This window comes from Flavobacterium algoriphilum (assembly GCF_048158655.1).
In the GTDB taxonomy this organism is placed as follows: Bacteria; Bacteroidota; Bacteroidia; order Flavobacteriales; family Flavobacteriaceae; genus Flavobacterium; species Flavobacterium algoriphilum.
In genome coordinates this window covers 385,579-399,432 of the sequence record NZ_JBLNKY010000001.1, presented here as the reverse complement: position 1 = coordinate 399,432, position 13,854 = coordinate 385,579, and the positions used below count along the sequence as shown (strand labels likewise).

At 34.5% G+C, this 13,854-nt stretch carries 15 protein-coding genes; 5 read left to right on the top strand and 10 right to left on the bottom strand.

Annotated elements, in window-relative coordinates; genetic code table 11:
* Positions 1 to 52: 52 nt before the first annotated feature.
* Together ACM55G_RS01730 and ACM55G_RS01725 are read left to right on the top strand one after the other, a co-directional pair.
* Entirely contained in the window at positions 53 to 1,030 is a 978-nt protein-coding gene (locus ACM55G_RS01730; protein WP_416842176.1) for a DUF4837 family protein, read from the top strand.
* A 30-nt stretch (positions 1,031 to 1,060) separates the two neighbouring features.
* Positions 1,061 to 1,507, top strand: a complete 447-nt coding sequence (locus ACM55G_RS01725; protein ID WP_416842175.1) for a GNAT family N-acetyltransferase — start codon at positions 1,061 to 1,063, stop codon at positions 1,505 to 1,507.
* 1 nt (position 1,508) lies between these two features.
* Here the strand turns inward: ACM55G_RS01725 and ACM55G_RS01720 are convergent, their stop codons facing one another.
* The 3 genes from ACM55G_RS01720 to rnpA form a co-directional block, all read right to left on the bottom strand.
* Positions 1,509 to 2,315 (bottom strand): OmpA family protein, encoded by an 807-nt coding sequence (locus tag ACM55G_RS01720; protein WP_416842174.1) that lies wholly within the window; start codon positions 2,313 to 2,315, stop codon positions 1,509 to 1,511.
* Positions 2,315 to 3,952 (bottom strand): S41 family peptidase, encoded by a 1,638-nt coding sequence (locus ACM55G_RS01715; protein ID WP_416842173.1) that lies wholly within the window; start codon positions 3,950 to 3,952, stop codon positions 2,315 to 2,317. The genes ACM55G_RS01720 and ACM55G_RS01715 overlap by 1 nt, the downstream gene beginning before the upstream one ends.
* Positions 3,953 to 4,056: 104 nt before the next feature.
* Positions 4,057 to 4,482 carry a ribonuclease P protein component gene (gene rnpA, locus ACM55G_RS01710; protein ID WP_416842172.1) on the bottom strand — a complete coding sequence of 142 codons (426 nt, stop codon included), beginning with the start codon at positions 4,480 to 4,482 and terminating at the stop codon, positions 4,057 to 4,059.
* 125 nt (positions 4,483 to 4,607) lie between these two features.
* Here rnpA and ACM55G_RS01705 point away from each other — a divergent pair, with 125 nt between their 5' ends.
* From ACM55G_RS01705 to ACM55G_RS01695, 3 genes are all read left to right on the top strand, one after another.
* The gene (locus ACM55G_RS01705; protein WP_416842171.1) at positions 4,608 to 5,342 is read left to right on the top strand and encodes a lysophospholipid acyltransferase family protein; all 735 of its coding nucleotides are present in this window, start codon (positions 4,608 to 4,610) and stop codon (positions 5,340 to 5,342) included.
* Positions 5,343 to 5,352: 10 nt separating this feature from the next.
* Positions 5,353 to 6,339 carry an acyl-ACP desaturase gene (locus tag ACM55G_RS01700; protein ID WP_416842170.1) on the top strand — a complete coding sequence of 329 codons (987 nt, stop codon included), beginning with the start codon at positions 5,353 to 5,355 and terminating at the stop codon, positions 6,337 to 6,339.
* Positions 6,340 to 6,418: 79 nt separating this feature from the next.
* Positions 6,419 to 7,072, top strand: a complete 654-nt coding sequence (locus ACM55G_RS01695) for an HD domain-containing protein (RefSeq protein WP_416842169.1) — start codon at positions 6,419 to 6,421, stop codon at positions 7,070 to 7,072.
* 24 nt (positions 7,073 to 7,096) lie between these two features.
* Here ACM55G_RS01695 and ACM55G_RS01690 read toward each other — a convergent pair whose 3' ends face one another.
* From ACM55G_RS01690 to ACM55G_RS01660, 7 genes are all read right to left on the bottom strand, one after another.
* Positions 7,097 to 7,498 (bottom strand): hypothetical protein, encoded by a 402-nt coding sequence (locus tag ACM55G_RS01690; protein ID WP_416842168.1) that lies wholly within the window; start codon positions 7,496 to 7,498, stop codon positions 7,097 to 7,099.
* 97 nt (positions 7,499 to 7,595) lie between these two features.
* A complete protein-coding gene (locus ACM55G_RS01685) occupies positions 7,596 to 8,378 on the bottom strand; it encodes an enoyl-CoA hydratase/isomerase family protein (RefSeq protein ID WP_416842167.1) in 783 nt (260 codons plus the stop codon).
* A gap of 10 nt (positions 8,379 to 8,388) precedes the next feature.
* A complete protein-coding gene (locus tag ACM55G_RS01680) occupies positions 8,389 to 9,804 on the bottom strand; it encodes a sensor histidine kinase (RefSeq protein WP_416842769.1) in 1,416 nt (471 codons plus the stop codon).
* Positions 9,805 to 9,863: 59 nt separating this feature from the next.
* Complete coding sequence (locus ACM55G_RS01675; RefSeq protein ID WP_126563547.1) at positions 9,864 to 10,409, bottom strand: CopD family protein; 546 nt, start codon at positions 10,407 to 10,409, stop codon at positions 9,864 to 9,866.
* A complete protein-coding gene (locus ACM55G_RS01670) occupies positions 10,396 to 11,751 on the bottom strand; it encodes an MATE family efflux transporter (protein WP_416842166.1) in 1,356 nt (451 codons plus the stop codon). The genes ACM55G_RS01675 and ACM55G_RS01670 overlap by 14 nt, the downstream gene beginning before the upstream one ends.
* Positions 11,752 to 12,807: a ferrochelatase gene (gene hemH / locus ACM55G_RS01665; RefSeq protein ID WP_416842165.1), complete on the bottom strand. Its 1,056-nt coding sequence runs from the start codon at positions 12,805 to 12,807 to the stop codon at positions 11,752 to 11,754. It abuts the gene before it with no gap.
* A gap of 99 nt (positions 12,808 to 12,906) precedes the next feature.
* Positions 12,907 to 13,782 (bottom strand): helix-turn-helix domain-containing protein, encoded by an 876-nt coding sequence (locus ACM55G_RS01660; protein ID WP_416842164.1) that lies wholly within the window; start codon positions 13,780 to 13,782, stop codon positions 12,907 to 12,909.
* Positions 13,783 to 13,854 lie beyond the last annotated feature (72 nt).

Sequence of the window (13,854 nt, the reverse complement as noted above, 5' to 3'; positions counted from 1 at the left end):
CTGTTTTTTCTCTTTGTTTGGTAATTAACATTTTTATAGCCCAACCGAATCAATGAATAGAATCCATTTTTTGTACCTTCTTGTTCCCTTCTTGTTTTTTTCTTGTATAAAGAAGAACGATAATTTACATCGTAAAACGGAGGGTAAAATCAATACTATTTCAGTAATTATTGATGATCAGTTATGGAATGGTGAGATAGGAGACAGTATTCGAAATAAGTTTGCATCGCCAGTAATCGGATTACCACAAGAAGAACCACTTTTTACTATAAATCAATATCCGGTTAAACTTCTGGAAGGATTCATGACAGATACCAGAGCGATTATTGTAGTAAAGAAGGCACAGCAAAATAAATTTGAAATAAAGAAAAACCAATACGCATCGCCTCAAAATGTGTTTCACATTTCAGGAAAAACTGGGGCTGATATTATAGCATGCTTAGAAAAAAATGCTCCCCAAATGATCCAGTTGATCAAGCAGGCAGAAATAGCCGAAAGCCAGAGAATCAATAGTCAGTTGCTACTTAACCCACAATTGATCAGTAATAAATTCCAGATCTCCATAAAGATTCCTTCTGGGTATATGTATGTACTTCACAAAAACAATTTCATGTGGTTAAAAAAGGAAATCATCGGTGGAAATACAAGTTTGCTAATTTACCAGGTTCCTTTAAACTCCATTAAAAAGAACCAAAATTTGATTTCAAATATCATAAAAATGCGAGATTCAATAGGTAATTTATATATCAGCGGAACAGAACCCAATACGAATATGATTACCGAAGAAGCTTATGCCCCTTATCTTTCAAAGATTACTTTTGACGGAAAAGTTGCTTATGAGACCAAAGGAACTTGGGAGTTGAAAAATGATTTTATGGCGGGCCCTTTTATAAATTATGCCATTATAGACAAGGAATCTAATAGAGTTCTAGTTTTGGAAGGTTTATGTTATGCGCCTTCAAAGGAAAAACGAGACTTGATGCATGAATTGGAATCCATTATAAAATCGGTTGAAATTGAGAAAAGGTAATCTAATTTAAATTAAATAAGGAATAATAAAATGGCATTAGAATGGAAAATTAAGCCTTTTGAGGCGCTTACTGTTCATGAACTATATGATATACTCAAACTAAGAAGTGAGATCTTTGTAGTAGAACAAAACTGTGTTTATCTTGATCTTGACGGTAAGGATAAAATGGCGCTGCATCTCTTTGGCGAGTTTGAGGGGAAAATTGTGGCTCATGCCCGGCTTTTTAAAGCAGGAATCAGTTTTGATAATGCTTCTATTGGAAGAGTAACCGTTGATGCAAATTACCGCAACAGGAAATGGGGTCATGAGTTGATGCGAGAAGCTATTGCAGGAATTTTTCTTCATTTCGACGAAAGTAAAATCACTATCGGTGCCCAATTGTATCTGAAAAAATTCTACGAAAGTCAAGGTTTTGTGAAAACTAGCGAAATGTATTTAGAAGATGATATTCCGCATATTGAGATGTTGAGAATATAATTTATAGTTTGGTAATAACAAATTCAACTCTTCTATCAAGCTTTTCTCCTTTTCCTAAGGGGAATTTATTCCCGCAACCTTTGTAGGTCATTCGTTGTGGACTAATTTTTTTGGAGATTAGATAAAAATAGACATTTCGGGCACGGTTCCACGAAAGTTTTCTTTCATGAGTAGCTTCATCTATTGCATCTTTATAAGAACTTGGGGTGCAGCATACATGCCCTATAATTTCAAATTCTAGTTTTTGGTTTTTTTGGAGTATTGCTGCGATTTTGTCTAGTTCTTTTTTCGAATCTAATGGCAAGGCGCTGCTTCCAAGAGCAAACAGTATGTTTTCTAAATAAACACGATCACCAACTTTATGCTTGTCCTGGAAAGAATTGTAAATGCCTTTTCCGAAACTATTTTTTTTAACCATAAACAAATCGACGCGTCTGTTTTTAGATCTGGTTTCATTGATGTTTTCTTCAATGTCTTTGTTCAAGATCACGCGTCCCTTACCTTCAATAACAACAATTTTATTTTTGTTGAAACCATTGGAAGTGAGTAGGTCCTGAACTGTTTTCACCCGGCTTGTCGATAATTGATAATTATAATCTTTATCACCTCTGTCGTCACAATAGCCATAAATTTGTATAGATTCAATTTTTGTAGTGTCTGATTTTTTTGCAAAATCGATTATGGCCTTAATTTGTGAATCATAAAGATCATATTTATCAAAATCAAAATAGACTGTTTGTACTGGTATCTGTTGGGCTGAAAGATGTCCAAAAAGCAATAAGAATATTATTTTAAAGTATTTAAGCATTACAATTTCAAAATAGATTTATATTCGGAAGTGTTGCTTAAAATACTAACGGCTTTCTTAATCTCAGAATTATTTTTTATGTAATATTGATATAAACCTTCCTGATATTGGTAGCGTTTAATGATTTCCTCTAAAATCAAATTCTTGATTTCTTTTTGATTTTTATCCAATAAAGCATCTTCGCTTTTTTGTAAAGTAGAGAGCAATTGTTGGTATTCAGCAGTGATGGATCCGTCTATTTTTTCTTTTTTGGCTACAGCCAAAGTGTTTTTCAATGCCAATTCCGTTTCGGTGTCAAAAGAGAATTTTTGTGCCTTTAAAAACTGTTTAAAGTCTAAGAAATCCGCATCAGAAATAATTGGTATGGTATTGCCTAGAGTTGGATTTTTGTAATAATAACTCGTCACATAATTAAAAATCCCATCGTTTTTTACCAAAGCATTTGTTATCGGGCTTAATTTTGTTTCGTCCAGTTCCACATCGGGCTGAATACCTCCACCGTCATAAACCGTCCTTCCTTTGCGGGTTTTGAAAGCATTAAAATTCTTTTCTTCTGTTTTTATAGCCAACCCGTTTTTGTCTTTGTGGGCATAATCCAAAGCTTGAATGCATCTGCCAGAAGGCGTATAATAACGAGAAATAGTCACTTTTAGTTGGGTTCCGTACGTTAAATCAACAGGTCTTTGCACCAACCCTTTTCCAAAACTACGGCTTCCCAAAACCACAGCACGATCTAAATCCTGTAACGCTCCCGAAACAATTTCTGAGGCCGAAGCACTTTTTCCATTTACAATAATGATCAAAGGAATTTCAGTATCAACTGGTTCTTTGGTCGTTTTATAGGTGTTGTTGTATTTTTCGATCTTTGATTTTGTAGTTACAATAATTTCATTTTTTGGAACAAAGAGATTGCAAATATTTACAGCTTCACCCAAAAGTCCTCCGGGATTGCCTCTTAAGTCCAAAACAATTCGCTTAGCACCTTCGTTTTTTAGCTGTTCCAATGCCATTTTGGTTTCTATAGAAGCTTTGTTATTGAAATGGGATAAAACGATATAACCAGTTTCAGCATCTATTTTGCCAAAGAAAGGAACCGATTTAATTTCCACTTCATCACGAACAATTTGGGTGGTGTAGGGTCTTCCCTGACGGATGTATTTGATGTCAATTTTAGTGTTCTTTGCACCTTTAAACAACTCTGATGCATCATCTCTAAAATCAGATAAAAGAATATCTCCTACTTGAATAATTTCATCACCGGCTCTAAGTCCCGCTTTGTCTGCCGGAAAACTTTTGTATTGTTCTTTTACGATGAGTTTGCCGTCTTTTCGGGTAAGTAAAGCGCCAATTCCAGTATATTCTCCGGTATTGTTTATTTTAAAACTGACCACATCCTGCTCATTAAAATAAACGGTATACGGATCTAAACTGGCTAACATGCCTTTAATGGCTTTATCCATTAGGTCCCCAGGATTAGTTTCATCGACATAGTTTTTGTTCAATTCCTTGAAAAGAGTAGTGAAAATCTCTATTTGTTTGGCGATTTCAAAAAAATCGTCTTTGAAACTGGCACCAACATAAAGAAATGCCGAAGCGACAACAGGGATTATGAATTTTTTTTTGAAAAAGAAGTTCATGGCTTTTTGGACTAAATTTGAGAGTACTAAATTAACAATAAATCAACAATAAAAATACAAGACTAAATGGAAATACAATTTTGTCTTATTTAGTAAAATTGGAATTATTTAATTTCTAAACTGGAGTCACTTTCTAGTAAAGCTTTTTTGTTGTTTTGTGCCAAAAATTTTTCAAACAGTTGAATGGTTTTGGTATTGATTTCTTCATAACTCAATCGGTCCTTGCTTTGGTAAAAAAACATAAAAGCATGAGGCTGGTCTAAGCTATCAATCAGTAAATGTTTGTTGAGGCGATAGGTTTCGCGCAACACACGTTTGAAATAATTGCGGTCTACGGCTTTCTTAAAGTGTTTTTTAGAAACGGAAACTCCCATTTTAATTTTTTCATCTGTTTTTTCAGGCTTAGTCAAAGCACCCGAATAGTAAACCAATCGCAACGGATATTTAGAAACTGATTTCCCTTCAGAAAACAACAATCCAATGGTGATTTTACTTTTTAGCTTTTCGTTTTTTGGGTAAGTGAAGTTCATTTTAATAAAAAAAAGACATAGATTTTGATTGGCAAAGTTACAATTAAACGTTGAGCCTGTATATTGTTTCCGATTTAAATCGGGCTAAAAATATATTTCTTACTTTTGTGCCAAATTTTTAAAGCATGCAAAAACTAATTTCGTATCCCATATCCATAATTTATTATTTATGTTTTGGTCTTACCTTGGTTATTTTTCACCCGATTCAGTGGGTTTGCTTTCGTTTTTTTGGCTACCAAGCCCATAAAATAAGTGTTGATTATCTGAATTTTTTCTTATTAAAATGTACGAATCTTTTAGGAACAACCTATAAATTTGAAAATATAGAAAGCATTCCTAAAGATGTACCTTTGATTTTTGTCTCCAATCATCAAAGTATGTATGATATTATTGCTATGATTTGGTTTTTCCGTCGATTTCATTGTAAATTTGTCAGTAAGAAAGAATTAGGAAGCGGCATTCCAAGTGTATCTTTTAATTTGCGTCATGGTGGTTCTGTTCTTATTGATAGAAAAGACCCTAAACAAGCCATTCCAGCCATCAAAGGATTGTCAGAATATATTGAAAAATACAACCGTACGGCAGTTATTTTTCCGGAAGGAACGCGAAGTAAAACAGGAAAGCCAAAGGAGTTTGCGCAAAGCGGCTTTAAAATTTTGTGTAAATATGCGCCATCGGCATATGTTGTTCCAATAAGCATAAATAATTCTTGGAAAATGGTTAAATACGGATTTTTTCCTTTAGGTTTAGGAAATCACCTTACCTTTGTAGTACATAAACCATTAGCCGTTAAAGAATATAATTTTGCTGAATTAATGGAAAAAACAGAAACCGCAGTTGTTCAAGGAATAAAAATTTAATTTATATATAATGTCAATAAAAAACATTCGATTAGAAGTAATGCAGTTTTTAGAAAAAAACGTAGATAGCTTTGTCGATCAGTATCTAATTCCAGTAGAAAAAATATGGCAACCAACGGATTTTTTGCCTAATTCTCAAAGCGATACTTTTTTTGATGAGGTCAAAGAATTACGTGAAATTGCAAAAGAATTACCATATGATTTCTGGGTGACTTTAGTAGGGGATACTATTACAGAGGAAGCTTTACCAACCTATGAATCCTGGTTAATGGATGTAGAGGGGATTGATAATGTGGAGCGAAACGGTTGGTCTAAATGGATCAGACAGTGGACTGGAGAGGAAAATCGTCACGGTGATATGCTTAATAAATATTTGTATTTATCAGGTCGTGTCAACATGCGCGAAGTAGAAATGACAACGCAACACCTGATCAACGATGGTTTTGATATTGGAACCGGAAGAGATCCATACAAAAACTTTGTATATACCAGTTTTCAAGAATTGGCAACTTATGTTTCTCACAACAGAGTAGCACAAATGGCTAAGAAATATGGGGATAACAAATTGTCTAAAATGTGCAAAATGATTGCTGGTGACGAGATGCGTCATCATCATGCGTATAGCGAATTTGTAAACCGTATTTTTCAGGTAGATCCAAGCGAAATGATGCTTGCATTTCAATATATGATGAAAGCAAAAATCGTTATGCCAGCGCATTTCTTGAGAGAATCAGGTGAAAAAATAAGTACAGCTTTCGAACAGTTTTCTGATTCGGCACAAAGGATTGGGGTCTATACAGCAGCGGATTATGTAGATATTATGCAAAAATTAATTGACAAATGGGAAATTGACAAGATTACCGGTTTGACTGATGAAGCAGAGAAAGCGCGTGATTATTTGATGAAATTACCAGGTAGAATGGCAAAAATATCGGAAAGATTAGTTATTCCACAGGAATCTCATATTTTCAAATGGGTAGAGCCAGCGAGACTTTAAATTTTTGATTTAAGAATAATGAATGTTGGTTTTTGAAGGTAGTCTTCGGAAATCAACATTTTTTTTACAAAAAATAACAATGAATAACCCCGATTTAATTAGTAAAACAATTCTTTTTGTAAAAACAAAACTAGAAAATGCCGAAGGTGGACACGACTGGTTTCATATCGAAAGAGTATATCGAAATGCTATTTTGATATCCAAAAACGAAGCTTGTGACACAACGATTGTTCAGCTTGGTGCTTTGCTTCACGATATTGCAGATAGTAAATTTCATAATGGAGATGAAACCATTGGCCCTAAAATAGCACGAAAATTCCTAGAATCAGAAAATGTTACCAAAGAAATTATCGCTCATGTGGTGAATATCATTGCTAATATTTCTTATAAAGGCGGTAATTTTGAAAAGAAATTCTCTTCAATTGAACTCGATGTTGTTCAGGATGCGGATCGATTAGACGCTATTGGCGCCATTGGAATTGCAAGAGCATTCAATTATGGCGGATTTAAAAACAGAACACTCTATGATCCTAAAATTGCGCCAAATACCAGAATGACAAAGGAAGAATACAAGAACAACGATGCTCCAACGATCAATCATTTTTATGAAAAGCTATTTCTTTTAAAAGATAAAATGAATACCGAAACCGGAAAACAAATTGCAAAGGAAAGACACCGTTATATGGAAGGTTTCACTTCGCAGTTTTATGCGGAATGGGAAGGGGAGAAATAAGATTTTGATTGCTGATTGATAATTTTAAATCGAAATTCCTTTTGCTTTCATTTCCACAATCACATCCGAAGCGTTTTTAAAAGTTGGCGCTTGCTCAATAATGGTTCCGACTCTTTTTTTATTAAGTTTGAATGTGATATCATTCTCAGTAGTAAAAAGCAAAGCAGTCAAAAAAGGATTGTTCATATAGGGAGCCAATACAATAAAAGCCTCGTCAAGTGTGTGGAAACTTTCTACTTCTTCGGTTTTATAACGCGCCGTAACCGAAAGACTAAAAACGTCATCGTTCAACACAGGACGCACATAAATATTTTTCAATTCAGTGTCGCCAATAGTTTTTGCTAGCGTTAATTTGGCGTAGGTTTTATTTTCGATGCTTTCTTTTACTTTTTCCCAAAATTGGGCAAATACGGGTTGGAAGGACATAGTCAAATTTTTTTATGGTGGATTATTTCCGCGAGACGGGTGTGCAAAATTAAGTTTTGTAAATCAAAGAATCCGTCTTTTTGGAGATTATGTGTTATTATTTTCCTGTAAACACTGCTTTTCGTTTCTCTAAAAATGCCGTTGTTCCTTCTTTAAAATCGGTAGTCCCAAAACATTTTGCAAAAGCTTTGATTTCCGTTTCATATCCATTTTTGCCTTCTTTGAAATTGGCATTGATGGTTTTTATAGCTTTACCAACTGCGTATGGGGAGTTTTTCATTATTCTTTGTGCGACAGTAGTACAGTAATCCAAAAGTTCAGCATCAGGCACCACCTGATTTACCAGCCCGGTTCTATAGGCATCTTGTGCGGTTACCATTCCTGCGGTTAGGATCATTTCCATAGCGCGTCCTTTTCCTATCAATTGCGGTAAACGTTGCGTTCCCCCATAACCAGGAATTAGTCCAAGGGAAACTTCAGGCAAACCCATTTTTGCATTTTCGGAAGCTACTCTGAAATGACACGCCATCGCCAGTTCTAATCCGCCTCCCAATGCAAAACCATTAATAGCTGCGATAACAGGAGTTTTTAGATTTTCTATAAAATCAAATAATTTTTCTTGTCCTTCAGCCGCTAATTGCATTCCTTCTTCAATGGAAAAATTAGCAAATTCAGCAATATCAGCTCCAGCCACAAAAGCTTTTTCACCACTTCCAGTTAGAATAATAGCACGAATTTCATTGTTTTTTGCCAATGTTTTGAAAGCTTTGTTCAAATCAGTAATGGTAGCTTTGTTCAAAGCGTTTAGTTTTGTAGGGCGATTTATGGTTATCGTTGCGATATTATTCTCAGTCGTAATTAAAAGATTTTCGTAATTCATGATGGTAATTTTAGGAGTTAATTATTGGAAGTGAAACCGTGAAAGTGGTTCCTTTTCCAAATTCAGTATCAAAGGTAATTGTTCCTTTATAATTTTCGATAATGTTTTTAATAATACCAAGGCCAAGACCCATTCCACTGCTTTTAGTGGTGAATTTTGGTTCGAATATGCGGCTGATGTCTTTAGGTTGAATCCCGATGCCGTTGTCCATAACAGTAATCAGAACGTTGTTTAAATCTTTTTTTATCGTTACAATAATAGATTTTTCTTCTTGGTTTTCAGGAATAGACTGAATTGCATTTTTAACCAAATTTGTAATAATACGGATGAGTTGAGTTCGGTCTACTTTCGAAATAATTTCGGGGGAATCACTTTGGAACACAATATATTCTTCATTGAAAATATCCATGGCCAGTTCGACTACTTGCACCACGTTCAAGGTTTCATTTTGTTGCGCCGGCATTGATGCAAAATTGGAAAAAGCCGATGCAACCGCATTCATTGTGTCAATTTGTTGTATTAAAGTTTCGGAGTAATCCTTCATCTTTTGTTTTATATCAGTATCATTTGGATCAAATTTTCTTTGAAAACTCTGTACCGTCAGTCGCATTGGCGTAAGCGGATTCTTGATTTCATGAGCCACCTGTTTCGCCATTTCGCGCCAAGCTTCTTCTCGCTCACTTTGCGCTAGTTTTATGGCGCTTTTCTCCAATTCATCAACCATTCCGTTGTATGCCTTTATCAATAAATTAATTTCTTTGCTATTGGCCTCTAATACAATTTTCTCGTTTTTTTGGTACAGACTAGTCTCACTTAATTTATCTGAAATTGTTTTAAGAGATTTTGTGATATAAGAAGAAAGAAAATAAGCAACCGCAAAAGCAACAAGTAGCATAAAGGAATAAACTTGTCCTAAGCGGATAAGGAAACTATTTAATTCATTTTCATAAAATTCGTCACCTTCAACGTATGGTAAATTCAAAATGCCAAGTGGTTTAAATTTGTCGTCTTTTATTTGACTGTACGAAGACCGATTTTTAACACCGTTAATGGTTTTGATATCAACGTACCTTTTTTCAATAGAAGAACGAACTAATTTCAGGATGTATTTTGGGACTGAAGGCGATACTTTATCAACTGAAAAGGATTCTTTAGATGATTTTAGCAGTTTTCCATCTAGGCTATAAATGTTGATTTCAATATTGTGAATTTGAGCTAATTCATGAATCTTATCTTTAAAAATCAGACCTAAATTCTGTGTTGTTAGTGGATAAGTTGTTGTTGAAAGAACATAATTTATGTGTTGCTTTACTGCATTTTCATTGCGTTCTAAACGTTCTTGATGGTATTCTTTGGCTTCGTTTTTAAATTGAATAATAGAAATAGTAGCTAATAGAATGGAAGCCATAACTATCAATACAATCATAGAAAGGAAAATCCTAACCCGCAATGAAAGCATTGTTGTTTTGAAACTATTAAGCATAATTAAGATTGATTTCTTTGTCGAATCCGTTTGTAAAATTTAAAACCCAACATAATTAAAATGGAAAACAAAAAGATTCCAATTACACCATAAATCCAGTTCACTGCATCTTTGACAATGATTAAAAAAACGACTGCAAATAAAATTATGGTCGCACCTTCATTCCACAACCGCATAAAGTTTGAACTGTATTTTATTTCATCATTTTGCAAATGATTGTAAATTTGCTGGCATTTTCCATGGTATAAATAAAGTGCAAAAACAAAGCCAAATTTTACTTGCATATAATCTAACTGAATTAAACTAGGATTCAGATAAAGTAATGAAAAGGCAAATATACTCGCTAAAACAGCCGAAGGCCAAGTGATAATATACCACAAGCGATAGGTCATTATTTTGTATTGTTTTTGCAGGATTTCTTTCTCTGGCGATTGTTTTTGTGCCGCTTCAATTTGGTAAACAAACAAGCGAACAATATAAAATAATCCTGCAAACCATGTAATTACAAAGATGAGGTGTAAAGATTTTAGGTAATTATAATATTCCATCGTTAGTTTGAATCAATTTTGTATTCATTTCTTTTTTTAAAAAATAACCAGTGAGAATCGTTGATAAAATATCGGCGATTGGGAATGCAATCCATACTCCAAAAATACCTAAAAAATTTGGTAGAATCAGCACTAATGGAATTAGGAAAAATCCTTGTTTGCTTAACGTTAAAAGGATTGCTTTTTTTGCCTTTCCTGCAGCTTGAAAATAGGCAGCTCCAATTAACTGGATTGCTATAATTGGTGAAGCCGCAAACACCCAGCGCAACGCTTCGGGAGTTTGAGCAATAACGAGAGGATCTGTGGTAAAGATAGCCACGATTGGTTTGGCAAAAATCAAAATAACAACAAAAATAAGCGTGGCTAAAAAAGCAGCATATTTTATGGAAAGCAATACGCTTTCTTTAACTCTATCATAATTTTGAGCACCATAATTAAAGCCTGCAATAGGCAGGAAACCTTGCGTAATTCCCAGAATCGGAAATAATGCGAACATCAACATTCTGCTGATAATTCCATAAATTACTATAGCATGTTCACCTCCGTAGGAATATAAAGTATGGTTTATGATTATAGCTAAAATACTCACTACGCCTTGTCTTGAAAAAGTCACAAAACTGAGTTCTGTAATTTCTTTTACAATGGGGATTTTAAATTTAAAATGTCTCGCTTTTAATTTTAATTCGCTTATAAAAATAAAAAACCATAACACAAATATAAAGCACATAAAATAGGATATTGCTGAAGCCAATGCGGACCCAAACATGCCTAAATTCATCACTTTTATAAAAAGAATGTCCAATATAATATTTACAAAAGCAGGGATAATCATGGCAATCATAGCAAATTTGGCTTTGCCTTCTGCCCGGATTATATTGTTTCCCATCATGCAAAGTGCAAGAAAAGGAACGCTGATGAGTATTGGAAAGAAAAATTCCTTGGCGGGTTTTATTATTTCACCTTTGGCACCAAAAAGCAACAGCATTTCATCACTAAAAAACACACCAATAATCACAAAAATAGAGGACAATAAAAACGTCATCATAATTTGATTCCCAAAAGTGTGCAATGCTTTTTCCTTGTGATTCGCTCCCAATGCTCTGGAAAGAACAGATCCTCCACCCACGCCAATTGCCATTCCCAAAGAGGAAATCAAGAAGGTAATGGGCAATACAACAGTTACTGCCGCAATGGCTAAAGAGCCAATCCATTGTCCAACAAAAATGGTGTCGATTAAAATATTAACCGACATGAATAAAATACCAATAGAGGACGGAACCGCTTGCTTTATCAAGAGTTTTTTGATGCCTTGTGTTCCTAATTCATCGGCGCTAACAGCCATTTAAGCGTTTGTTTTTTCGGAGTCAAGTTTAACTGACGAAGATGCGTTAGACCAATTCGTAATCCAGTTACTCACGGTTTTACACCAATCGTCCCCATCATTCAAACATGGAATCGCTTTAAAATTTTCTCCTCCGTGAGCCTTAAATTCATGATTGGCTTCCATGGCTATTTCTTCTAAAGTCTCTAAGCAATCAGATACAAAAGCAGGCGTTACAACGGCAAGATTTTTAATTCCTTTTTCCGGCATTTTGTTAACTTCAACGTCCGTGTAAGGCGTCAACCACTTGTCTCCCGCTAAACGCGATTGAAAGGTCTGGCTGTATTTTCCTTCTGGAATTCCCAGCAATTTTACAACTTGTTTGGTCGTTTCATAACATTGATGGCGGTAACAAAACTCATGTGCCGGCGACGGCGTGTTGCAGCATGAACCGTCAATTTTACAATGTGATTTTGTTATATCAGTTTTGCGAATATGACGCTCCGGAATTCCATGGTAGGAGAATAATAAATGATCGTAATCAAAACCTTCTAGATGACCTTTAATGGAATCTGCCAAGTTTTTGAGATAATCTGGTTTGTTGTAAAACGCAGGAACAATAGTAAATTTCATTTCTGGAAAGTGCTTTTTACGCAATTCTTCGGCCAGTACCAGAATGGTAGTCGTAGAAGCCATTGCATGTTGTGGATACAATGGAAAAAGCAACACTTCATTCACACCTTTATCATGCAATTCTTGTAAACCAGATAATAAAGATGGATTTCCATAACGCATCGCTAAGGAAACCGGAATATCAACCAGTTGTTTTACTTTCTCGTGCATTCTTTTGGAGATAACCACAAGAGGAGAGCCTTCGTCCCACCATATTTTGGCGTAAGCGGCGGCTGATTTTTTAGGTCTTGTTTGTAAAATTATGCCCCGAACTAATAATGCTCGTAACAAAAATGGAACGTCAATTACGTATTTGTCCATTAAAAATTCATCTAAATATGGTTTTACGTCTTTTGGAGTTGGACTTTCTGGAGAACCAAGATTTACTAATAATACACCTTTCATGTTATCTTTTTTTTTGGGTACAAAAGTAAATAAACTTACTTTTTTATAAATTGGGATTAACTATTTTTTATTTATTGTTTAATATAAAAAATCAATTCTTTATTGCATATTTGGGTTGATTGACATCAAATATTTCTTTGGCGTGGTTGCAAATTTCTTTTTGAAAGCCGCTATAAAATGACTTCCGGTGCTGTAGCCAATTTTTAATCCGACCTCGTTTACATTATAGGAGCCGCTATCTAGTAATTTTCGGGCAAAATCCATTTTATAGTCAAATAGGAATCCATAAACCGTATCACCATAAATTTGTTTGAAACCCATTTTTAGTTTCTTAAGATTCAAACCTATTTCATCCGCCAATTCCTGTAATCCTGGCGGTTCGGCCATTTTGGCAATGATGATTTCTTTGGCTTTTTTAATTTTCATGACATTATCTTCGTCAATTAGAAACGGACATTGTTCTGCATTTGGATCTTCGGTTCTATTGAAATACAGACTCAATAATTCATATCCTTTGCCTTTGTAATACAAGTTTTTTATGGACGGATGCAAATTGTAATGAAACAATTGAGATAAAACAATTGCCATCGAGGGACTGATGTTGCCTTCATTATAATATTTCTTGTCCTTATTGTCGGCACTTAAAAAAGTGATATAATCCGCTTCTGTCGAAAACAAGGCGTGAAATTTTTTAATAGATATAATCACAGAAATCACCCAGGAATTTGGCGCTAATTCCAGATTTAAAGGCAATTCTTTCTGAGGATTGTATAAAAGTAATGATTTTTCTTCTTTCAATTCCAAAGCATAATTACCCTGATTGAAGATGAACTTGGCACTCCCTTTTAATCCAAAATGGAACTGAATCAAACCGCTGCCTACTTCGCGTTGTGCATTGAAAGTATCAATACTATCATTTTGAAAACGAATCAGGGTAAAATCATCCTCAATTTTTATAATTTCCTGAGAACCCATAGCGATATTTTTTTAAAATGAAAATGATATTTATCAAGTTATTTTATTTAGAACGATTCTAGATAAAGTGCT

Coding starts and splice junctions, on each gene's coding strand:
- ACM55G_RS01685 (WP_416842167.1), bottom strand. CDS start 8,378: ATGAATTACGAAAATCTTTTAATTACGACTGAGAATAATATCGCAACG.
- ACM55G_RS01720 (WP_416842174.1), bottom strand. CDS start 2,315: ATGCTTAAATACTTTAAAATAATATTCTTATTGCTTTTTGGACATCTT.
- ACM55G_RS01725 (WP_416842175.1), top strand. CDS start 1,061: ATGGCATTAGAATGGAAAATTAAGCCTTTTGAGGCGCTTACTGTTCAT.
- ACM55G_RS01700 (WP_416842170.1), top strand. CDS start 5,353: ATGTCAATAAAAAACATTCGATTAGAAGTAATGCAGTTTTTAGAAAAA.
- ACM55G_RS01695 (WP_416842169.1), top strand. CDS start 6,419: ATGAATAACCCCGATTTAATTAGTAAAACAATTCTTTTTGTAAAAACA.
- ACM55G_RS01705 (WP_416842171.1), top strand. CDS start 4,608: ATGCAAAAACTAATTTCGTATCCCATATCCATAATTTATTATTTATGT.
- ACM55G_RS01660 (WP_416842164.1), bottom strand. CDS start 13,782: ATGGGTTCTCAGGAAATTATAAAAATTGAGGATGATTTTACCCTGATT.
- ACM55G_RS01675 (WP_126563547.1), bottom strand. CDS start 10,409: ATGGAATATTATAATTACCTAAAATCTTTACACCTCATCTTTGTAATT.
- ACM55G_RS01690 (WP_416842168.1), bottom strand. CDS start 7,498: ATGTCCTTCCAACCCGTATTTGCCCAATTTTGGGAAAAAGTAAAAGAA.
- ACM55G_RS01715 (WP_416842173.1), bottom strand. CDS start 3,952: ATGAACTTCTTTTTCAAAAAAAAATTCATAATCCCTGTTGTCGCTTCG.
- hemH (WP_416842165.1), bottom strand. CDS start 12,807: ATGAAAGGTGTATTATTAGTAAATCTTGGTTCTCCAGAAAGTCCAACT.
- rnpA (WP_416842172.1), bottom strand. CDS start 4,482: ATGAACTTCACTTACCCAAAAAACGAAAAGCTAAAAAGTAAAATCACC.
- ACM55G_RS01680 (WP_416842769.1), bottom strand. CDS start 9,804: ATGATTGTATTGATAGTTATGGCTTCCATTCTATTAGCTACTATTTCT.
- ACM55G_RS01730 (WP_416842176.1), top strand. CDS start 53: ATGAATAGAATCCATTTTTTGTACCTTCTTGTTCCCTTCTTGTTTTTT.
- ACM55G_RS01670 (WP_416842166.1), bottom strand. CDS start 11,751: ATGGCTGTTAGCGCCGATGAATTAGGAACACAAGGCATCAAAAAACTC.